Origin of the sequence: Streptococcus ferus DSM 20646 (genome assembly GCF_000372425.1) — a bacterium.
Taxonomy (GTDB): Bacteria; Bacillota; Bacilli; order Lactobacillales; family Streptococcaceae; genus Streptococcus; species Streptococcus ferus.
In genome coordinates this window covers 128,601-148,459 of record NZ_AQVD01000001.1, presented here as the reverse complement: position 1 = coordinate 148,459, position 19,859 = coordinate 128,601, and the positions used below count along the sequence as shown (strand labels likewise).

Genomic DNA, 19,859 nt, shown 5'->3' with positions numbered 1-19,859 from the left:
AGCCGGTCATCAGTCTGACTGATACTCCAAATAAAGATAGCTTTTTAGGATTTATGTTACAATAATGGTAAAGGTAAACAAGATGAAAACTTACGAAAAAATATACCAGGCGCTTGCTCAAAGCAAGGACTTTTTAAACGGCGAAGAATTAGCACAGAAGTTAGGTCTCTCACGGACTTCTGTTTGGAAAGCTATTCAGACATTAGAAGCTAAAGGTTTGAGGATTAACTCTGTCAAAAACAGAGGCTATCGTCTTCTTGAAGGTGACCTCCTCATCCCTGACAATATTAAGGCAGAGACTGGCTTAGAGGTCTTTCACAATGACAAGTCTATTTCTACCCAGCTTGATGCCAAAGAGGGGATTGATAAGGGACATACTGCGCCGAGCCTATACTTAGCGCCTAAGCAAGAAACCGCAAAGGGACGCTTCAGCAGAGACTTTTTCACACCTGAAAACGGTGGTATCTACATGTCTCTCCACCTGAAGCCAAACCGACCTTACGCAGAACTTCCTCCCTATACGCTGATGGCTGCTTCCAGTATTGTCAAGGCGATTTCCCGCCTAACGGCTATCAATACTGAGATTAAGTGGGTCAATGACATCTATCTTCATCAAAAAAAACTAGCTGGTATCTTGACCGAAGCCGTGACATCTATTGAGACTGGTTTGGTGACGGATGTCATTATTGGTGTTGGTCTTAACTTTTATGTTACCGACTTTCCAGACGCCTTAGCAGACAAGGCCATCAGCTTATTCACAAGCCAGCCAGACATTAGCCGAAATCAGCTCATTGCTGAGATTTGGAACATTTTTCTGGGAACGCCTGTTGCAGATTTGGTGAAGGTCTACAAAGAAAAATCACTTGTCCTAAACAGACAAGTGACCTTTGACGAAAATGGAAAGCACTATCAAGGAATGGCGACTGACATTACCGACACTGGCCAGCTTGTGGTTAGGCTTGACAGCGGCTTAGAAAAAGTGCTCAACAGCGGAGAAATCAGTCTTTCTTCTTGGTAGAGGCTAGGACATCTTTGGTAAATTTACTGATGAGATAAACCTTCCTTAAATTTCTCAGCAGCAGAAAGCCCCAAAAACCGGCCAGAAAGAAGTCACCGTCTAGGATTGCATTATTTAGCAAAATAGTTTCAAACACGGTAATCAAAACCATGATTAGAAAATCTCGTTTTATCATAGAACTATTGTACCAAAAAAAGAAAATTCTGCGATGAATTTTCTTTTTAATTTTCCTCAATGGTAATTTTTTCAGCCAAGAAATCAAATTCCTCCGGTATCAGCTCTTCTGCCGGTGCTTCTTCTGCTGGCGTTTCTGATTTCAAAGACTTGGCAAATTCACTGCGGATGGCATTAAAGTCTTCTCTGGGAATCGCCATGATATTCGGTGAAAATCCTGAGGTCTGGCTCATGATATTTCCAAATATGGTGTTGAGGTCCTGACGCTTCATAGCCTGCTGAGCATTGAAAGCAGCATCAAAGGCTAAAATGGCATTCTCGCTGTTGGCCAAAACAGGTTCTGAACCCAGCAAAAGCGCCCTGTCCTGAGGTGTTAACCGCTCCAGAATCTCATTCCAAGAACCTTTGAGAGCATCCAGATATTCTCGCGACTGCTGGCTATTGACGACGGTCTCCTGCATAATGGTGATCACTTTGTCACGGTCAACCTGATAACGCTGACTGGAAACCTGTTTGGTTTTGGTAACAAGGGCAACTGCTGGTTTTTCCCCTTCGTTTAGTGCCTTGATGGCTTGTTTAAGCTGGTGAACTTCCTCTTTCAAAGACTGGAGGTCTTGCTCAAGATTGGCTGGAAGAGCAGGCTCTTTTGGACCTTCTAACTGTGACAGCCGGATTGTCATCATTTCTGCGTAAATCTTAGGCTGAGTACCGGTTTTAATTTCTGGCAGACTGTCTGTAATAAGATCAATCATAGCAAAAAGATGACCTTGCGACAGAGACAAGTTTGCCGTGAAGAGATCACTTTGATGACCGCTATCACCGCCTGCCTGAACAAGGAGAATGTCTCTCAGATAATTCAATAAGTCCGTCGCAAATCGGCTCATGCTTTTACCATTTTCAAAAATCAGTTCCAGCTTAGCCAATGCCTGATTGACATCCTTCTCTCTGAGGGCAGCAACATATTCATCAAGAGCCTCTAAACTGATACTCCCTGTAATTTCTTCGGCAATCGCAAGAGAAAGATGACCATCACTGGTTAAGCTGAGTGCCTGGTCCAAAATAGACAAGGCATCGCGCATGCCGCCTTCTGCCCGTCTGGCAATCAGTCTCAAGGCATCTGTATCAAAAGCGAGTCCTTCCTTTTCCAAAACGGCTGCTAAATGTCTGTTAATATCAGCTTCCTTAATGGCCTTGAACTCAAAACGCTGTACACGGGATAAAATGGTGGCTGGAATCTTATGTAGTTCTGTAGTTGCCAAAACAAAAACAACATTCTCAGTAGGCTCTTCCAAGGTTTTCAAAAGGGCATTAAAAGCACCTGTTGAGAGCATATGCACTTCGTCAATGATGTAGACCTTATGGGTCGCTCGACTGGGAGCATAGGTTGATTTATCACGAATGTCGCGGATTTCATCCACACCGTTGTTGGAGGCGGCATCAATTTCAATCACATCTTCAAGACTGCCATTGGTAATATCCTGACAAATATCACAATGATTGCATGGTTCTCCATCTTTTTGATTGGGACAGTTCATAGCCTTGGCAAAAATCTTGGCCGCACTGGTTTTCCCTGTTCCTCGCGGTCCTGAAAATAGGTAGGCGTGACTGATTTTTCCTGAGGCAACGGCCTGTTTTAACGTGGTCGCAACAACTTCTTGCCCAACCATTTCATCAAAAGTCTGGCTTCTGTATTTTCGATAAAGGGCTTGATACATCAGTTTTTTACTCCAAACATGTTAAAATTCCAATCCGTTTTTTCAAGCAAAAGTGCTACAAATCGTTCCAAATAAGTTTGATCAATGGCATCGTAATCTGCAAGCTCCGAAGAGTCCAAATCCAGAACTCCCACTAGCTGGCCGTCTACAACCATAGGCACCACGATTTCTGATTTAGCCGCAGAATCGCAGGAAATGTAGTTGGCATGCTTGGTCACATCCTCCACAATCAGCGTTTGACGCTTCTGGGCGGATTCACCGCAGACCCCTTTGCCAAGAGCAATATGCACACAAGACACCGCCCCCTGAAAAGGACCCAAGATCAATTCACGACCATCAAACAGATAAAAACCTGCAAAAACAGAGCGAGGCAGAGCCATCTTCAAAAGAGCACTGGCATTTGCCAGATTAGCGACAGGATTGGTCTCATCAGTCAGTAAGGCGTCTAACTGAGCTAACAAGAGTTCGTATTGAGACATTTTTTCTGAATTCGTCATGAGTCTATTATAACAAAATTCACCTCTGAGAGGTGAATTTTTAAAACTTAAATCTAGCAGCCTTTTAACACAATATTTACCATTAATTATTTTTCATTTGCCTCAAAAAGAAATATGTCGCCAGAAACATCGTCAAAAGAGTATAGCCCAAAAGCCACAGCAAACTGGAAAAGCTATCCTTAGTAAAGCCATTCAAGGCCATTCTCTCCAAGTTGACCGCGTGGACAAAAGGCAAGGCATAGGCGACCTTCTTAAAGAGACCCCCAATCAAATCAAGATCAAACCAAATCCCTGATAACCAGCCAGCCAGATTGGTCAGCAAAGCACCACATATCCCTCCTACCTGTTTGACACTAAGAACACTTCCGCAAAGAAGACCCACAGCGATAAAAAAGAGGGAAATCGGAAGGATACAAAGAATCGCGTAAACCGTTTTAAGGTTAAAAGACAGGCCCAGCGGGATGGCCACCAGATAACAAATCAGTGTCTGTGTTAAAGCAATAGGCAGAATTGGAAAAGCATAGCCCAAGATAAAGTCCATAGCCGTCATAGGACTTGTATAAAGGCGTTGCAGAAATGATGATTCTCTATCCTTGGCAATAAGTGTCGCCGAAAAAACGGTCATAAAGGTCAATCCAAACACGGCAATCCCAGGAATGAAGCTGTTTAATTGAAATAAAGAAACCGGGATGTTTGCCTGGATCGCATTGAGGAGAAAAATCAATACCACCGGGAAACCTACACCAAAAGCTAAATTGATAGGATCTCGCAAGATTTCTTGGGCCGTACGTTTTGAAAAAGCAAATAATCTCATGATCAGCCTCCTTTTACAATCGTGATAAAAGCTTGTTCAAAATCAGTTGTATTTGCCAAAACTTTCAGATCATGAACACTGCCAAGGGCAAGGAGTTTACCCGCTTTCATGATTCCTACTTGATCTGACAGAGCTTCTGCTTCCTCCATATAATGCGTGGTCAAGATAATAGTCATCTTATTTTTCAAATTTTTTATCGTATCCCACAACTCACTTCGTGCCACAACATCCAAACCAAGAGTCGGCTCATCCAGAAATAAAATCTTAGGTTCACTAATCAAAGCCATGGCAATACTGAGTCGGCGACGCCATCCTCCAGAGAGTTTACCTGCTCGTTTATCAAGAACAGGAGCTAGCGCAAACTGACTCACCGTCTCTTTTATTTTTTGACCGGTTTTCTGTTTGGAAAAACGATTAATGCCACACATCAAATCTAGGTTTTCTCTAACGCTCAAGTTGGGAGCAATGGCTGTTTCTTGTGGGGAAATACTAATGAGGTCTTTCACTTCTTGCCGATTACTCATAATACTCTTGTTGTGTAAAAAAGCATCACCACTGTTTGGCTGCGTCAGACAAGCTAGCATTTTGATAAGCGTCGTCTTTCCAGCCCCATTAATTCCTAATAAGGCAAAAAGCTTCCCTTCTTCAATTTTTAAATCAAGATGGTCGACAGCAACGATACCTTTGTACTTTTTGGTTAATCCCTCTATCCTGATGGCATCCATAGCTAATCTCCCCCTTTTTTTAAATGATTATGCGCCTCCATGAAAAATCTAGCATCAACAAGGGCAAGCCCCTGATTAATATCGCCTAGTACAAGTAACTCATCTCCCTTTTCGATATGGAAAATACGTCGAGCTTTGACAGGGATAACAATCTGACCCTTTTCCCCGACAGTAACTGGCCCAAACATAAACTTGCCATCCTTAGTTGCACTATGGAGGACCTCCCGTCCAGAGTAGACCAATTCATCAAGTGTGATTTCAAAAGCCTCTGCTAAACGACTTGAGTGAATAATATCCGGATTGCTTTCGCCGGTTTCCCACTTACTCAACGTCTGGCGAGACACACCAATTTTTTCCGCCAACATTTCTTGAGACAAACCGTGTTTCTTTCTTAAAAAGCTAATCGTCTCACTAATCATACTTTTCCTACCTCCTCTTGACTTCATTATAACTGAACAAATCCTCTTTTCAAGAAAGAATAGGTGGCAGTTTATCTATTTTTGGTTAAACATTGTGGCGAAAACGATCCAAATCTACGGACTGCTCACGACAATAGACTTATCCCTAGTCGTCAGAACAGCTTGTTTGTTGTCAAGCTTGATGAGATTTAACTGCTTGCCATAAGTTCCTGCTGTCTGCTCGGTGATTTCTTCAAAAGGAAACTCACCCCAATGCGGCAAAACAGAAAAATCAACTAGACCTAAGGCAGCATAATCTGTCAGATCTGATGCTAGACTCTTATCATCCATGATTTGGCTGTAAGAAATATCATTGGAAGCAATGATGGCACCAGCTGATTCACCGACATAAACCATTCCTTGATTGATGCGTTCGCGGATCAAAGGCAGTAAATTTTTTCGCTTTAATTCCTATAAAAGATAAAAAGTATTGCCGCCTGAAATGTAGAGACAAGACGCTTGTGCTAGCTTTTCCCGCACCACCGTCTCTGTCGCTGCTGCTATATCCACCAAGTCAACATCAAATTGCAAATCTGCAAAAATAGCCCTGCCTTCATCAATATAGTCCCTGTACTCTTCGATATCTCCAGCTGTGGGAATGAAAAGGACTTTCTTTTCCAACTCATATTGTTCTGCGAATTTCTCAAATAAAGGCCGCACTTCTGCAAAATAAGAACATAAGAATAATGTTTTCATGAATTTTCTCCCAGTCATGTTTTTTTAATTTTTTTCTCTAACTCCAACAGATATTTTTTGCGCTCTTTTCCGCCGCCATAACCGCCCAAACTGCCGTCACTGGCAATAACACGGTGGCAAGGTATCAAAATAGCAATCTGATTGGCTCCGTTAGCATTGCCGACAGCTCTGACCTTGTTGCTATCACCTAGCTTTAGAGCCAAATCTTTATAGGTAGCCGTTTCTCCAAGTGGAATTTTCTGAAGCAGTTTCCAAACTGCTTGCTGAAAGGCTGATCCACTCAAATACAGAGGAACGGTAAAACCTGCAAAGGTTCCAGAGAAATAGGCAGCTAGCTCTTTCTCCAATTGCTGTAAAAGAGTATTGGTTCCATGGATAATTCTTGCATTCAGTCTGCTGCGCAGCCGCTCTATTTCTCTTTCCAGTCCTCGTCGATTTTCAAATTCCAAAAGATAGAGATACTCCTCATCCGCCAGAGCCAGCATTCGTCCAATTGGTGTCGCGATAAAAGCAGCCGTCAGCACTTTAATAGTCGTTTTTTTGACTGGATTTCCCATAATACGGCTGAAGGCGTCATTGAAACCGCTAGACGATTGATAGCCCATAGCCAGCTGCTGATCAATGACTGTCTGTCCGTCCTTGATATTCTTAAAAGCCAGACCCATCCGACGGGCACGCGCGTACTGAACAAAGGTCATATCGTAGACTTCTTTGAATTGTCGCCTAGCAGTTGCCGAATGAAGACCTAACCTCTTGAAATCTTCTTCCCTCCACCGCTTCTCAGGATTAGCTTCTACAGTTGTTATGAGCATTCTGACTTCTTCAGGAAGTTGATGTGGATATGACAGGGGCTGACAGATTTTGCATGGTCGATAACCAGCCAGAAGCGCTTCTTCTGCCCTTTCGTAAAAATCACAGTTTTCAAACTTAGGCTTTCTGGCCCGGCAGGTCGCGTGACAAAAAATCCCCGTCGACTTAATGGCCGCAAAGAAAATCCCGTCAAACTGCGCATCTCGTTCCAGCAAAGCTTGGTAATAACGCTCTTTTAGCTGTTCATTTTCTATCATTACAGTCTCCTCATTCATCAATTTTTATTATTATACCCTAAACCAAAGTGAATGACTTCCGAAAAATGAACAAGTAATTTAAAAGGTTAAAAACAAAGAACAGATCTTCATCTTCTAACAGAAAATGTTTAAGTTAGTACCTACTGTTTTGCAATCACATAACAAAGCCAAGCTGCCTGCTTTTGGCAATCTAGCAAGCGCAAGCCCATTTTATCCAAATAGTTAGCAAACTCTTTATTGTCTTTCAAATCGGGTAAATAATAAGTCACTTTACTTTGCTCGCAAGCAATGATGAACCGCCCATCATCTGCCAGCACGCGCTTGATTTCAGATAGAGCCTGCTGTAAATCCGGCCAATGAAAATGCGTCTGAAAGGCGCAGACAAGCTCAAAACGGCTATCAGGATAAGACAGCTGACTGACGTCCATGACATCAAAAGTCACTCCTTCTAGCTGATAACCTTGCTGGGCTTGGGAAATAGCCTCCGCAGAAATGTCTATGCCCTTGATCTGACTCTGGGGAAAAAGTCGGTGAAGGTAGGCTGTTGATGCCCCATTGCCGACCCCAATATCCAAGATATGCCCATAAGATTTTTGAGGAAGCACAGACAAAGCCCACTGTGCCATCGGTAAGTAGGCCTTATTCCAAATTTTCATCATGCTCCTGCCAATGAATCCTGATGGGTGTTTCGATTGGCTGACGAGATACTTGAGCAAGATGTAAAAGGATACTGCTAAAACGACAAAAAACAGCAAGGACGCTTATCATCAATACCTCCCCTTATAGTCTTTCTTAGCTTGTTGCGTGTATTTCTTAATGAAATCCGTCTTAGCATCTGTATAAGCATCACGGTTATGCTCGTATGCTTTCCATAAGGCAAGTTTCAACCCTTCATAGTCTTTGGCAACTTCCGGATGTTCTCTTAAATAATCTCTAAAATAAAGTTCATCATGGTCACCCTGATAACGTAAGTGAAGATGAAAAACTTTCTTGGCAAAACCAGCTTCTGTATAACCTTTATTGAAGGACATACGATCTTCCTCTTCAAACATCAGCAAATAGCCAGCATTTAGCAACTGCTTTTTGACAGATTGGACATCTGCTGTTTTGGGAACTTCCAAGAGGATGTCCACAATATTTTTAGCCCAGATATCGGGAATAGCTGTGCTGCCGATATGCGAAATGCTGCTGATTTCCCCCTTGGAAAACAGCCGCAAGAGAGCCTGCTCTTCTTCTTGATACCACTCCTCCCATTCTTCCTTAGGCGGCACAAGAAAGATTGGAAACAAGTGCCAGAGTTCTTCCAAAGTCATATCTGATAACGATTTTGTCATACGTTTCCCCTATCTCATTTATAGCAAAAAACCACTTAAAAAGTGGTTTTGACTGTTACTGCCAGTAAGCCGGGCGTTGCTTTTCGTAGGCCGCAATTAGTCCTTCGTATTGAAGCGTAATGCCAATATCATCAAGCCCTTCGACCAGTTTACGCTTCCACTCATGGTCAATATCAAAAGGGAATTCCCCCACAGACGACTTAATCAGCTGATTGGGCAAATCAATAGTAATTTCTTCACCGGCTGGCAAGGATGCTAATTTTTCACGCACATCAAGTGGCTGAACAATTGGAAGCATGCCATTTTTCAGTTCATTGTTGTAATGAATGTCTGAAAAAGAGCCTGCAATCACACAGCGGAAGCCATAATCTTCCAGAGCCCAGGCTGCGTGCTCACGTGACGAGCCTGAGCCGAAATTATCCCCCGAAATCAGAATGGTTGCATTCCGATACTCTGGTTTATTGAAGATAAAGTCTGGATTTTCATCATAATCATCATTGAGGTAACGCCACTCAAAAAGTAAATTCTTCCCAAAACCCTTCTTATCGATGGCTTTTAGGAATTGTTTAGGAATGAGCTGGTCGGTATCAATATTGTCATTCATCAAAGGGACAGACTTCCCTGTATAAACGGTAAATTTTTCCATCTTATCCTCCCTTATCCTTGAACTTCTTCAAGCTGACGAACATCAACAAATTTTCCAGCGATTGCAGCGGCTGCTGCCATAGCTGGGCTGCAAAGGTGAGTTCTGGCTCCATAACCTTGACGGCCTTCAAAGTTACGGTTAGACGTTGACGCACAGTGTACCCCTTCTGGAACATGGTCAGGGTTCATCCCCAGGCACATAGAGCAGCCCGGATCACGCCATTCAAAACCTGCGTCTAGGAAAATTTGATCCAACCCCATGCGTTCAGCTTCCTTCTTAACAGGACGGCTGCCAGGAACAACGATAGCCGTTAAATTGGGTGCAATTTTTTTCCCTTTCACAAACTTGGCCGCTAATTCCAAATCTGAAAGTCGGGCATTGGTACAAGAACCGATAAAAATATAGCCTAAATCAATCTCTTCAGCCAGCTGACCTGGTTTAACATCCATATATTTGTAGGCACGATCATCGTTCATATCCTTAATTTCTGGGAATGGTTGATCAAACTCAACCCCCATTTCAGGATTTGTTCCCCAGGTTACCATCGGCGCCAGTTTAGACACATCAATGGTAATCACTCGGTCATAGACGGCATCCGGATCTGAAACCAATGTTTTCCAGTCTGCGACTGCCGCTTCAAAATCTTTAGGCGCTTCTGGACGTCCCTTAACATAGTCAAAGGTTTTTTGGTCTGGATTCATCAGACCAATTTTAGCCCCAAATTCAATGGACATATTGCAGATCGTCATCCGCTCATCCATTGTCAAGGCATCAATAGCCTCACCTGTAAATTCAACCGCATAGCCGACACCGGCATCAACACCGTAACGTGAAATCAGAGCCAAAATAAAATCTTTGGAATAAACCCCTTTTTGCGGGATACCGACAAATTCAACCTTCATCTTCTTAGGCTTAACCTGCCAGAGCGTCTGGGTGGCAAAGACATGCTCCACCTCAGATGTCCCAATTCCAAAAGCAATCGCTCCGAAGGCTCCGTGCGTTGCCGTATGGCTGTCACCGCAAACCACCGTTTTACCTGGCTGACTGCGACCTGTTTCAGGTCCGACCATGTGAACAATCCCCTGACGCTCTGTTCCATGCGTTGCCGCATCAATTCCAAATTCCTCAACATTACGAGCCAAGGTATCGATCTGATTTTTAGAAATCAAATCTCGGATATTAAAAATATCAACTGTGGGTACATTGTGATCCGTTGTTCCAAAAGTCAAATCCGGCCGTCTGACCTTCCTGCCAGCATCACGCAGTCCTTGGAATGCCTGAGGACTGGTTACCTCATGAATGTAATGCTGATCAATATAAAGTAGCTGGGGCTCACCTTCTTTGCCAGTTATGACATGGCGATCCCAAAGTTTGTCAAAAATAGATTTACCGCTCATCTAAGCCTCCAAATCATGTAAAGAATGGCTCCGTCAACAAGAATGCCGACTAGCCATACCAGTTTAAAATACCATTTTCTAGTCTTATGACGAAATTGCTGTGCCGATATCAAAGCACCTAAACCGCCACCGCATAAACTCATCAGCAGCAAGGTTTGTTCAGAAACCCGCCAAAGACCTTTTTGTGCCTTCTGCTTGTCTAAATAATAGATTAAGTAGACCAATAAATTCCACAAAAGCAAAAAGCCTAATAAGATATAGCTGATATTATAAATTCGCAATAATAGCCTCTGTCATTTCTCTTGTCGTAGCTGAGCCGCCTAAATCACGCGTAAAAATTCCCTGTTCAAAGGTCTTATCAACAGCTGTTTCAATCATATCAGCACCAGCTGTTTCGTCAAAACTTTCCCGCAGCATCATCGCGACCGAAAGAATCATACTCACCGGATTGGCAATACCCTGCCCTGCAATATCAGGAGCCGAGCCATGGATAGGCTCATAAAGGCTGGGGCCATCTTCAGAATGACTGGCAGAAGGCATCACGCCAAGCGTCCCCGGAAGGACACTGGCCTCATCGGACAAAATATCTCCGAAAAGGTTTTCGGTGACCAAAACATCAAAACGAGCTGGATTGGTAATCATAATCATAGCAGCCGAATCAACCAGCTGGTGCTCCAAGGTCACATCTGGAAATTCTTCTGCTACCTCATCTGCTACTTTTCGCCAAAGTTTTGAAGTTGCCAGTACATTTTGCTTATCAATACTAGTGACTAGCTTGCGGCGGTTCTGTGCCGTCTGAAAAGCTCTTCTCATGATACGGCGAATTTCATCAGCTGTATAATCATTGACATCACGGGCGGAATCTCTGTTCAGAGTATGTTCTCCAAAGTAGATCCCTCCTGTCAATTCACGCACGACAACAAAATCAACACCGGCAATTTTCTCTGCTTTTAGGGGCGATAAATGTTTCAGTGCTTCAAAAATCTTAACCGGACGGATATTGGCAAAAAGATTGAGTGCCTTACGAATAGCAAGGAGCCCCTGTTCCGGCCGAACTGGCGCCGTATCGTATTTAGGACCTCCAATAGCAGCCAGCAAGATGGCATCTGCTTCTTTTGCAGCGCTTAAAGTCTCTTCTGGCAGCGGATGGCCCTTTTCATCAATACCCGCTCCTCCAAAAGGCTTGGCATCAATTTGATAATCAAATCCTATTTTTGCCGCAACAGCCTGTAAAACGTCCAGACCGGCAGTCATAATTTCCGGTCCTATCCCATCACCGGCCAAAGTCACAATTGTTTTTGTCATTGTATTCCTCATTCTTAAGTATTGGGTAAATCACGGAAAGACAGGGGCTTCCCAATTTCACCAGCGTTTTCTTTCTGAACAAAGACATTGGCATTAACATAAGCAATAGCCCCCGCCTTCAAAACATCAAAATCAATCCCCGAAGCATTAAAGATCGTACCGGTATCAACATTTTCTATCGAAACCGTTACCCGAGCCTGGGCATCGATGCCATCCGTTACGGCATCCATGGTATAACTCTCTAATTTGACCGTCTGGTTAAAGAATTTGTCAATCGCATTGTAAATCGCTTCAACAGATCCCTTACCATTGGCAATCACATCAACGGTTTCATCCTCAGTATTGGACATGGTGACTTGGGCTGTCACCGTATCATCCGGATTAGACGTCAATTTCAAATCGCCAAAGTGGAACCCTTCAGGGTTTTCAATATCTGTTCCCGCAATCAGAGCGACAATATCTGCATCTGTAATATCATGTTTTTTATCAGCCAATGATTTGAATTTGGCAAATAGGGTGGCGACTTCAGAGTCTTCAAAATCAAGTGCTAGTTCTTTTAGTTTTTCAACAAAGGCATGGCGGCCAGAAAGTTTGCCAAGTGGCAGAGAATTTTTCTTCACACCAACCAGCTCCGGCGTAATGATTTCATAAGTCAGTGGATTTTTGAGGACACCGTCCTGATGAATGCCTGACTCATGTGAAAAGGCATTGCCGCCAACCACGGCCTTGTTCTTAGGAATCGGAATACCTGAGTAGCGCGAAATCAGTTCAGAGGTATTAACAGTCTCATTAAGAACAATGTCGCTTGTTGCCTGATAGTAGTCTTCACGAATATTAAGGGCCACTGCCACTTCTTCAAGGGCAACATTACCGGCACGCTCACCGATACCATTCAAGGTTCCTTCGACACGACCAGCGCCATTTTTAACAGCTGCTAAGGTGTTGGCAGTTGCCATTCCCAAATCATCATGGCAATGTGGACTGAAGATAATCTCATGGTCGGAAACAACATTTTCAATCAGGTATTTGAAAATATAACCAAATTCCTCCGGCGTTGTAAAGCCGACAGTATCAGGAATATTAATGTAAGTTGCCCCTGCATTGACAGCCGTCTGAACCACTTCTAAGAGAAAATCCAGTTCTGTCCGTGTCGCATCCTCAGGGGAAAACTCAACGACATCAAATTTAGAACGCGCATAAGCCACATGCTCTGCAATCGCCGCCAGAATCTCTTCTTTGGATTTCTTGAGTTTAAATTCACGGTGAATCGGACTTGTCGCAATAAAGACATGGCATTGAGGAAACTTGGCATCCTTCAGCGCCTCATAGCAGGCATCAATATCCGACTTAACCGATCTAGCCAAACCAGAAACAGCCGTCTTAGTCATGGCTGCAGCAATTTGTTTAACTGCTTCAAAAGAATCTGGACTGGCTGCCGGAAAGCCTGCTTCAATAGAGGAAATCCCCCACTTTTCTAATTGCTTCGCAATCGCCAATTTTTCTTTAATGGAAAAATTAACACCCGGTGTTTGCTCACCGTCACGAAGCGTCGTGTCAAGAAATTCAACTTTACGCATAAGATTACCACCTTCTAAAATTAAAAAAACATCTCACTCAGGAATCCAAGCGAGATGTCTTATCTTCCCGCTTGGTAAGCCAAACAGGACTAATGCTTCTGCACTAGCCCTCGTACCTCAACAACAAAACTGATGTCATTTTGATAATCATTTGACTTTTTCCTTCTAAGATGTATGTTGTTACAATAATACCCTTTTTTAGAAAACTTGTCAACTCTAATAACGAAAATTTTCTGAAAAATCAAACAATCAAAATAACTTGGGGCAAATCACCTCAACAATAATCACTATATCTATTTGCTTTCAATAATACTGGCAATCTTGGTATTGATGAGATCAATGGCAACTAGATTGGAAACCCCTTCGGGAATTACGATATCAGCATAACGCTTGCTGGGTTCAATAAATTGATGATACATGGGTTTTACCACAGTCGTATACTGTTCAATAATACTGTCTAGGCTGCGACCCCGCTCTTCCATATCACGCTTGATCCTCCGAATAATACGAATATCATCGTCCGTATCAACGAAGAGCTTGATGTCCATCAGCTCACGAAGACGCTTATCTTCCAGAACTAAAATACCTTCAACAATAAAAACCTCTTGAGGCTCCTGCCGATAAGATTTGTCGCTACGGGTATGTTGCGTATAGTCATAAATAGGAATATCTACCGGCCGGCCGGCTATCAGTTCTTTCAAATGATCAATCATAAGATCTGTATCAAAGGCCAGCGGATGGTCGTAATTAGTAGTGACCCGTTCTTCAAAGGTTAGGTGACTTTGATCCTTATAATAGGAATCATGCTCAATCATGGCAATCTTAGCATCAGGAAAGTGAGCCAAAATAGCTCTGGACACACTCGTTTTTCCACCGCCTGATCCACCTGTCACACCGATAATAATTGGTTTATTGCGCATTCTATCCTCCACAGCGTCATTATATCCTTATCTATTTTACACTAAATCATGTTATAATGAAATATAAATAAAGGAGAAATGGGGTGCTTTTATGCTAAAACTCGCAATTATCGGAACTGGAAATATTTCGCACCAATTCATTGAAGCCTGTCAGCTGTCAAAGGCTTACCAGTTAACTGCCGTTTATTCCCGTAAATTAGAGACCGCCCGTGCGTTTGCCAAGACCTATGAACCACTTGAGGTGTTTGATAATCTTGAACAGTTTTGGAAGGCAGATTTCGATGTCGTCTACATTGCCAGCCCAAATGCCATTCATTTTGAACAGGCCAAACAAGCGATTACAGCCCAAAAACATGTTATTGTTGAAAAACCCGCTTTTTCCAATCCTAGAGAGCTCAGAACCATCATTGATTTAGCTGTTGAGAACCATGTGTTCTTCTTTGAGGCAGCTCGCAACTACCATGAAAAAGCCTTTAAGACTATTGAAGCCTTTTTAGCTGACCAGACCATTTTAGGGGCTGACTTCTCCTATGCCAAATATTCCTCCAAGATGAAAGATTTGCTGGGGGGCAAAAATCCTAACGTTTTCTCAGCAAAATTCTCCGGCGGATCCCTGTCTGACTTGGGAATCTATCCTGTTTACGCAGCTATCCGTCTTTTCGGTCAGCCCAAGGACGCCAATTATACCGCTACCCAGCTGAAAAATACAGTTGATTTAAACGGTAATGGTAACCTCATTTACCCTGACTTCCATGTGTCTATCCGAACTGGAAAAAATTATGATGTCTTAGACCATGCTGAAATCTATACCAGTCAAGGAACACTGCATCTTAATCATATCCAAGGCATTTCTTCTGCCGTTTTCCAAAAACACGACGGCAGCAAAGAAAAACTAACCATCAATGCTCCTCAGCATCTCATGCTGGATGAAGTCCTTGCCTTTGCTTCTGCCATAGAGAACAAGGACTTAACAGCTTACCATACCTATTTGAACGCTGCACTTGCTGTCAATCAGGTTCTCTATCAAATGCGTCAGAGCGCAGGTATTATTTTCGAGGCGGACCAAAAATGAAAACAAAACTCCCACAAGTTTGGCAGGACATGCTGAAGCAATACCAGTTTGAAGAGCTGACTCCTATCCAGGAGCAGGCCTTTGAACTAATTCAAAGCAAAAGCAATCTCCTAGGAATCAGTCCTACGGGTAGCGGTAAAACCTTGGCCTATCTCTGGCCCAGCCTTTTAAACCTAAGCCCTAAAAAAGCTCAGCAGCTTCTCATTCTAGCCCCGAATACCGAACTGGCCGGTCAAATCTTTGAAGTGACCAAAACTTGGGCTGAGCCCTTAGGCTTAACAGCCCAGCTCTTCTTATCTGGCTCCAGCCAGAAACGCCAAATTGAGCGGCTCAAAAAAGGACCTGAAATCCTCATTGGAACACCGGGACGGGTTTTTGAGTTGATTAAGCTCAAAAAGATCAAGATGATGGCTGTCAACACCATTATTTTGGACGAATTCGACGACCTGCTCAGTGACTCTCAATATCAGTTTGTTACCCATATTATTAATCGTGTTCCAAAAGACCACCAGATGATTTATATGAGCGCAACCAAAACCGTTGCCCCTGAAACACTGGCGCCAGATACCATTACTCTAGATCTATCACAGCAAGCTAAGGAGACTGTTCAGCATTACTATCTTGCTTTGGATAAGCGCGACCGCCTAGACATACTAAGGAAGCTGTCCAATATCCCTGATGTCAGAGCCTTGGTTTTCTTTAACAGCTTGTCTGATTTGGGAGCGGCTGAGGAACGGCTCCAATTTCATGGCACCTCTGCTGTTTCACTAGCAAGTGATGTGAACAGCAAATTTCGTAAAGCGATTCTTGAGAAATTTAAAAAGCATGAGATTTCTCTTTTGCTGGCGACTGACTTGGTCGGCAGAGGTATTGACATCGAAAACTTAGACCTTGTCATTAACTTTGATGTTCCCAGAGATAAAGATACCTACATTCACCGCGCAGGGCGGACCGGAAGAATGGGCAAAAGCGGTCAGGTCTTGACCTTGGTCACCCATAAGGAGGAACTTAAAAAACTCAAAAAACTGGTTCCCGTTCAGGAAGCTGTCCTGAAAAATCAAGAACTGCGTCTCTTATCACATTAAAGACAGGCCAAGGCCTGTCTTTTTGCTGTTCAATTCAGATAGAAGAAACTAGAGATTTCAAATAGCTAATGACCGTTTTTGGAATAGCTTCTTCCTGCGTACTTCTGTTGTTGAAATCAAGAAGATAACTCAGACGAAAGTCTAAACGCTCCTTAAACAAAATACGGTAATCTGGATCATCCTCAGGAACACGAAAGCCTTTAAAAGGGAGATACTGGCAAGATTCAAGCAAGGGAAATTCCTCGAATCGAGCCTCGTTATCAACAATTTTTTCAATACAGGCTAGAGTGACCTCTTTACTGATATCTTTAGCAATATATTTACCTGTATTGATAATGTAGCAATCAACACCGGTATCAAATAATTTAAAAAATTTATGAAAATCTTCAATCAACGGATAAACTCTGAACGGATTAGCATAAGGTTCAATAACCAGCTCACCCATATTTCCTTTAACATTTTCTGCATTGGAGCGTTTTGTCATTAGAGTACAACCAAAAATCGTTGCTAAAAGAGGATGATTGATTTTCATTATTGGAGGGAGAGAGTCGTCTTTCATAATCCAAAAAATAGCAGTAATGGGTTCATCAATCTTATCGACCCGATTAGGTGTTGCATAGCGTGATTTGATGGTTCGTCCATTACCGTTACGAATATCTTCTGTGACAAGGACACGTCGACCTTCTTCATCCAGTGTCACTCCACAATTTTGAACTGTGACAAAATAATCCTGCTCTGGATGACCAGCTGGATAGTCGCTCGTTTTATCAAAATAGGCTGGTTCCAGAGCGATAGATGAGCCTGTTGACATGGAGATAATAAAAGCATCATCATGCAAGACCTTAATATCATACTTACCATCATGCTTAGCATGCGTCAAAGTTGACTTCCCAGAACCTGATAAACCAAAAAAGGAGGCAACAAAAGGATTTTCTTTTTTAAAGGACTTCAGTCCGCCGTGACACGCGGCATAGCCACTCCTAGCCGCAGCTGCCCAGGCGAGCGTCAAGGTTCCTTTCTTGATTTCACCGAAATACCTCATTCCCAAAATGGCAGCCACATTATGTGCTGCATCAAAATAGGCTAAGCCATCAGGATAATCGGGATGAGACCAGCGAGGATCAAAGAAAATATAAATGTCATTTTCCTGATAACTCTTAGAATGTTTAAACCTTTCTTTATAATCTTGATTTAACATTTGAAAATTAAGAAGCCAGGAATATAGGTTATTGCTCTCTTCTTTTGGCATCATGATATGCGCTTCAATCATGAACTCTTCGTCCAGGCCTACCACTGCTTTGGCACTTAGAAAAGGGGAAAACCCAGCCTGATAAACGGCTTCGCGAACAAGGGGAATAAGGACTGTGTCCTCTGCAGCATCTTCTCCAAACAGACGTCTGGCTTTAGCGGTTCGGCCCACAATAGCGCCGCTATTTTCAAGTAAGACCTTAGATGAACTTTCAAGCCCCAACGCCTCAGCATGAGCGACCTCTTGAGCCAGAATAATAGTATTGGGTGCTTCCTTAGCTAAAGCATAAGCTTCTTTCAAAGAAGCCACCTCGTGGACATTGTTGCCATAAAATGCCGTCTCAAGGGTAACCTTCAATCTTGAAAATTCTGAATTATCTTTCTTAATGGCTGTTTTTTGAAACCTCTGAATAGATGTCATGCCTTTCCCCTTTATTTCCTTCTATTAGTGCAAGAGACTATGTTAAAAGCGTAAAGTCCACTCTTTCAAATTTCCTTTACGCTTATTGGCTTTGGGAGATAATCTCCTAAGCTTTTTATTTAATATCAAACACAACTGATTTAACGGTTGTCATCGCTTCGATAGAGTATTTAACCCCTTGGACACCGGCACCAGATTTTTTAGCTCCCAAGAATGGGAAGTTATCTGTTCCACGCTGTGTCTTATTATTGATATGGACAGTACCGACCTCAAGCTGCTCAGCAATATTGAAGGCAAGCGGGAAATCATTGGTAAAGACAGCTGCCTGCAAACCATATTCCGATTCATTGGAAATCTTAATGGCTTCTTCAACAGAAGCAACTCGGATGATTGGCAGAACAGGGCCAAATGGTTCTTCCCAAGCCACGCGCATATCCGTTGTGACATCTGCCAGAACAGTCGGCCAGATTAAATTGTTTTCACGCTTATAGGCATTCACTTCCTTAGCTCCCTTATCGACCGCATCTTTCACAAGACCTTCGATAAAGTCAGCAGAAGCTGTGTCAATAACTGGAGTAATGAAAGCGTCGTCTTCAGGCATCCCAACAGACAATCCTGCAACTTCGGCTTGAATAAGCGCAGTTAGCTCATCTGCAACGGAATCTAGCACCAAAACACGCTTAACAGCGGTACAACGCTGACCTGAATAGCTGAGAGCTCCGCCAACGATATCCTTGGCAGCCTTTTTAAGATCCGCATCTTCAAGGACGATAGCCGAATCCTTACCACCTAATTCAAGCATGATTGGACGCATACCTGCCAATTTACCAATGCCCTCACCAATTGGTGTTGACCCTGTAAAGTTGATAAAGTTAACGGCTGGGTGCTCAACGATATAGTCACCAATGACAGATCCACGACCAGTGATGGTGTTAAACACGCCGTTTGGAGCACCAGCTTCTTCCAGAGCTTCTGCGAAAGCTTGCGCCAAGAGAATACCTGAGATGGAACCTTGTGTCGGTGGTTTGAAAGCAACAACATTCCCAGCGATTAAAGCAGGTGCAATCTTAGAAGCGGCCAAGTTTACAGGGTAGTTAAATGGTGAAATAGCTAGCACCAAGCCAACTGGCTCACGGCGAACGACTGCAATTTTCTTCTTGCTGGCAGCCTCAAAAGAGCCTCCTTCCAACACTTCACCCTCTAGACGAAGCCCTTCTTCTGCTGCGTAATTAATAATCTCAGCTGTACGTACCACTTCACTAACAGCAGCTTTGTGCCCTTTGGCCACTTCCTTGGACAGAACGGTCCCAATCTTCTCAGCATCACGTTCTAAGATGTCTGCAACAAGGTGCAAAATAGCAGCACGTTCCAAATAAGACAGAGCACGCCAAGCTGGCTGAGCTTCTTTTGCTGCTGCGTAGACCTGATCAACCTCGGCCTGAGTCATTGCAGGAACGGAACCTAGCAAGTCACCTGTAGCCGGAGTATAGATCTTGATTTCAGTTTGCGAGCTCTTCCACTCACCATTGACATAGTTTTTATATTGTTTTGCCAAACTAGTTCTCCTTTTTAATATACTAGTACCATTCTAACATTTTGTGTTATTTTTTCAAGACTTTGACACGAAATCTTTTTGAATTATTTGAAAATTAAAACTATTATGAGTTTCAGCAGTTATTAGAAAAGCAGA

Annotated in this window: 20 protein-coding genes and 1 pseudogene; 3 read left to right on the top strand and 18 right to left on the bottom strand. The window is 43.0% G+C overall.

Features of this window, described 5'->3' with window-relative positions; all coding sequences use genetic code 11:
- Nucleotides 1–82: 82 nt before the first annotated feature.
- On the top strand, nucleotides 83–1,018 hold the full coding sequence (birA, locus tag A3GY_RS0100755; RefSeq protein ID WP_018029480.1) for a bifunctional biotin--[acetyl-CoA-carboxylase] ligase/biotin operon repressor BirA: 936 nt from the start codon (nucleotides 83–85) through the stop codon (nucleotides 1,016–1,018).
- Here birA and A3GY_RS0100750 read toward each other — a convergent pair.
- The 16 genes and pseudogenes from A3GY_RS0100750 to udk all read right to left on the bottom strand — a co-directional run bounded on the left by A3GY_RS0100750 (nucleotide 999) and on the right by udk (nucleotide 14,343).
- A complete protein-coding gene (locus A3GY_RS0100750; RefSeq protein WP_026161855.1) occupies nucleotides 999–1,193 on the bottom strand; it encodes a DUF3272 family protein in 195 nt (64 codons plus the stop codon). The two genes, birA and A3GY_RS0100750, sit on opposite strands and share 20 nt — an antisense overlap.
- A gap of 46 nt (nucleotides 1,194–1,239) precedes the next feature.
- On the bottom strand, nucleotides 1,240–2,907 hold the full coding sequence (gene dnaX, locus A3GY_RS0100745; protein WP_018029478.1) for a DNA polymerase III subunit gamma/tau: 1,668 nt from the start codon (nucleotides 2,905–2,907) through the stop codon (nucleotides 1,240–1,242).
- Nucleotides 2,907–3,404, bottom strand: coding sequence for a GAF domain-containing protein (locus A3GY_RS0100740; protein WP_018029477.1), 498 nt, complete (start codon nucleotides 3,402–3,404; stop codon nucleotides 2,907–2,909). The genes dnaX and A3GY_RS0100740 overlap by 1 nt, the downstream gene beginning before the upstream one ends.
- An 82-nt stretch (nucleotides 3,405–3,486) precedes the next feature.
- On the bottom strand, nucleotides 3,487–4,218 hold the full coding sequence (locus tag A3GY_RS0100735; RefSeq protein WP_018029476.1) for an ABC transporter permease: 732 nt from the start codon (nucleotides 4,216–4,218) through the stop codon (nucleotides 3,487–3,489).
- A gap of 2 nt (nucleotides 4,219–4,220) precedes the next feature.
- A complete protein-coding gene (locus tag A3GY_RS0100730) occupies nucleotides 4,221–4,943 on the bottom strand; it encodes an ABC transporter ATP-binding protein (RefSeq protein WP_018029475.1) in 723 nt (240 codons plus the stop codon).
- Nucleotides 4,944–4,945: 2 nt separating this feature from the next.
- Complete coding sequence (locus A3GY_RS0100725) at nucleotides 4,946–5,362, bottom strand: helix-turn-helix domain-containing protein (protein ID WP_018029474.1); 417 nt, start codon at nucleotides 5,360–5,362, stop codon at nucleotides 4,946–4,948.
- A gap of 114 nt (nucleotides 5,363–5,476) precedes the next feature.
- Nucleotides 5,477–6,097 (bottom strand): annotated as a pseudogene (locus A3GY_RS10200) (Type 1 glutamine amidotransferase-like domain-containing protein).
- Between the two features lie 14 nt (nucleotides 6,098–6,111).
- The gene (locus A3GY_RS0100715; RefSeq protein WP_018029471.1) at nucleotides 6,112–7,164 is read right to left on the bottom strand and encodes a bifunctional transcriptional activator/DNA repair enzyme AdaA; all 1,053 of its coding nucleotides are present in this window, start codon (nucleotides 7,162–7,164) and stop codon (nucleotides 6,112–6,114) included.
- A 140-nt stretch (nucleotides 7,165–7,304) separates the two neighbouring features.
- Nucleotides 7,305–7,823, bottom strand: a complete 519-nt coding sequence (locus A3GY_RS0100710; protein ID WP_231871634.1) for a class I SAM-dependent methyltransferase — start codon at nucleotides 7,821–7,823, stop codon at nucleotides 7,305–7,307.
- A gap of 108 nt (nucleotides 7,824–7,931) precedes the next feature.
- Entirely contained in the window at nucleotides 7,932–8,498 is a 567-nt protein-coding gene (locus A3GY_RS0100705) for a GrpB family protein (protein ID WP_018029468.1), read from the bottom strand.
- A 55-nt stretch (nucleotides 8,499–8,553) separates the two neighbouring features.
- On the bottom strand, nucleotides 8,554–9,144 hold the full coding sequence (leuD, locus tag A3GY_RS0100700) for a 3-isopropylmalate dehydratase small subunit (RefSeq protein ID WP_018029467.1): 591 nt from the start codon (nucleotides 9,142–9,144) through the stop codon (nucleotides 8,554–8,556).
- Nucleotides 9,145–9,155: 11 nt separating this feature from the next.
- Nucleotides 9,156–10,541: a 3-isopropylmalate dehydratase large subunit gene (leuC, locus tag A3GY_RS0100695; RefSeq protein WP_018029466.1), complete on the bottom strand. Its 1,386-nt coding sequence runs from the start codon at nucleotides 10,539–10,541 to the stop codon at nucleotides 9,156–9,158.
- Nucleotides 10,538–10,822 carry a DUF1294 domain-containing protein gene (locus A3GY_RS0100690; protein WP_018029465.1) on the bottom strand — a complete coding sequence of 95 codons (285 nt, stop codon included), beginning with the start codon at nucleotides 10,820–10,822 and terminating at the stop codon, nucleotides 10,538–10,540. Before A3GY_RS0100690 ends, leuC begins: the two co-directional genes overlap by 4 nt.
- Nucleotides 10,809–11,846 carry a 3-isopropylmalate dehydrogenase gene (leuB, locus tag A3GY_RS0100685; protein ID WP_018029464.1) on the bottom strand — a complete coding sequence of 346 codons (1,038 nt, stop codon included), beginning with the start codon at nucleotides 11,844–11,846 and terminating at the stop codon, nucleotides 10,809–10,811. Before leuB ends, A3GY_RS0100690 begins: the two co-directional genes overlap by 14 nt.
- Before the next feature lie 14 nt (nucleotides 11,847–11,860).
- Nucleotides 11,861–13,423 carry a 2-isopropylmalate synthase gene (locus A3GY_RS0100680; protein WP_018029463.1) on the bottom strand — a complete coding sequence of 521 codons (1,563 nt, stop codon included), beginning with the start codon at nucleotides 13,421–13,423 and terminating at the stop codon, nucleotides 11,861–11,863.
- 293 nt (nucleotides 13,424–13,716) lie between these two features.
- Nucleotides 13,717–14,343 (bottom strand): uridine kinase, encoded by a 627-nt coding sequence (udk, locus tag A3GY_RS0100675; protein ID WP_018029462.1) that lies wholly within the window; start codon nucleotides 14,341–14,343, stop codon nucleotides 13,717–13,719.
- 91 nt (nucleotides 14,344–14,434) lie between these two features.
- On the opposite strand from udk, the gene A3GY_RS0100670 reads away from it, so the two are divergent.
- Both A3GY_RS0100670 and A3GY_RS0100665 read left to right on the top strand, forming a co-directional pair.
- On the top strand, nucleotides 14,435–15,415 hold the full coding sequence (locus tag A3GY_RS0100670; RefSeq protein ID WP_018029461.1) for a Gfo/Idh/MocA family protein: 981 nt from the start codon (nucleotides 14,435–14,437) through the stop codon (nucleotides 15,413–15,415).
- Nucleotides 15,412–16,500 (top strand): DEAD/DEAH box helicase, encoded by a 1,089-nt coding sequence (locus tag A3GY_RS0100665; RefSeq protein WP_018029460.1) that lies wholly within the window; start codon nucleotides 15,412–15,414, stop codon nucleotides 16,498–16,500. The genes A3GY_RS0100670 and A3GY_RS0100665 overlap by 4 nt, the downstream gene beginning before the upstream one ends.
- A gap of 34 nt (nucleotides 16,501–16,534) precedes the next feature.
- Here A3GY_RS0100665 and A3GY_RS0100660 read toward each other — a convergent pair whose 3' ends face one another.
- Together A3GY_RS0100660 and A3GY_RS0100655 are read right to left on the bottom strand one after the other, a co-directional pair.
- Entirely contained in the window at nucleotides 16,535–18,169 is a 1,635-nt protein-coding gene (locus A3GY_RS0100660) for a phosphoenolpyruvate carboxykinase (ATP) (RefSeq protein ID WP_018029459.1), read from the bottom strand.
- A gap of 115 nt (nucleotides 18,170–18,284) precedes the next feature.
- Entirely contained in the window at nucleotides 18,285–19,724 is a 1,440-nt protein-coding gene (locus tag A3GY_RS0100655) for an NADP-dependent glyceraldehyde-3-phosphate dehydrogenase (protein WP_018029458.1), read from the bottom strand.
- Between the last annotated feature and the right edge of the window lie 135 nt (nucleotides 19,725–19,859).

What these genes read in the sequence shown, in the direction of transcription:
- leuC (WP_018029466.1), bottom strand. Translation starts at nt 10,541, where the DNA reads ATGAGCGGTAAATCTATTTTTGACAAACTTTGGGATCGCCATGTCATA.
- birA (WP_018029480.1), top strand. Translation starts at nt 83, where the DNA reads ATGAAAACTTACGAAAAAATATACCAGGCGCTTGCTCAAAGCAAGGAC.
- A3GY_RS0100750 (WP_026161855.1), bottom strand. Translation starts at nt 1,193, where the DNA reads ATGATAAAACGAGATTTTCTAATCATGGTTTTGATTACCGTGTTTGAA.
- dnaX (WP_018029478.1), bottom strand. Translation starts at nt 2,907, where the DNA reads ATGTATCAAGCCCTTTATCGAAAATACAGAAGCCAGACTTTTGATGAA.
- A3GY_RS0100740 (WP_018029477.1), bottom strand. Translation starts at nt 3,404, where the DNA reads ATGACGAATTCAGAAAAAATGTCTCAATACGAACTCTTGTTAGCTCAG.
- udk (WP_018029462.1), bottom strand. Translation starts at nt 14,343, where the DNA reads ATGCGCAATAAACCAATTATTATCGGTGTGACAGGTGGATCAGGCGGT.
- leuB (WP_018029464.1), bottom strand. Translation starts at nt 11,846, where the DNA reads ATGACAAAAACAATTGTGACTTTGGCCGGTGATGGGATAGGACCGGAA.
- A3GY_RS0100680 (WP_018029463.1), bottom strand. Translation starts at nt 13,423, where the DNA reads ATGCGTAAAGTTGAATTTCTTGACACGACGCTTCGTGACGGTGAGCAA.
- A3GY_RS0100665 (WP_018029460.1), top strand. Translation starts at nt 15,412, where the DNA reads ATGAAAACAAAACTCCCACAAGTTTGGCAGGACATGCTGAAGCAATAC.
- A3GY_RS0100710 (WP_231871634.1), bottom strand. Translation starts at nt 7,823, where the DNA reads ATGATGAAAATTTGGAATAAGGCCTACTTACCGATGGCACAGTGGGCT.
- A3GY_RS0100735 (WP_018029476.1), bottom strand. Translation starts at nt 4,218, where the DNA reads ATGAGATTATTTGCTTTTTCAAAACGTACGGCCCAAGAAATCTTGCGA.
- leuD (WP_018029467.1), bottom strand. Translation starts at nt 9,144, where the DNA reads ATGGAAAAATTTACCGTTTATACAGGGAAGTCTGTCCCTTTGATGAAT.
- A3GY_RS0100660 (WP_018029459.1), bottom strand. Translation starts at nt 18,169, where the DNA reads ATGACATCTATTCAGAGGTTTCAAAAAACAGCCATTAAGAAAGATAAT.
- A3GY_RS0100670 (WP_018029461.1), top strand. Translation starts at nt 14,435, where the DNA reads ATGCTAAAACTCGCAATTATCGGAACTGGAAATATTTCGCACCAATTC.
- A3GY_RS0100705 (WP_018029468.1), bottom strand. Translation starts at nt 8,498, where the DNA reads ATGACAAAATCGTTATCAGATATGACTTTGGAAGAACTCTGGCACTTG.
- A3GY_RS0100715 (WP_018029471.1), bottom strand. Translation starts at nt 7,164, where the DNA reads ATGATAGAAAATGAACAGCTAAAAGAGCGTTATTACCAAGCTTTGCTG.
- A3GY_RS0100725 (WP_018029474.1), bottom strand. Translation starts at nt 5,362, where the DNA reads ATGATTAGTGAGACGATTAGCTTTTTAAGAAAGAAACACGGTTTGTCT.
- A3GY_RS0100730 (WP_018029475.1), bottom strand. Translation starts at nt 4,943, where the DNA reads ATGGATGCCATCAGGATAGAGGGATTAACCAAAAAGTACAAAGGTATC.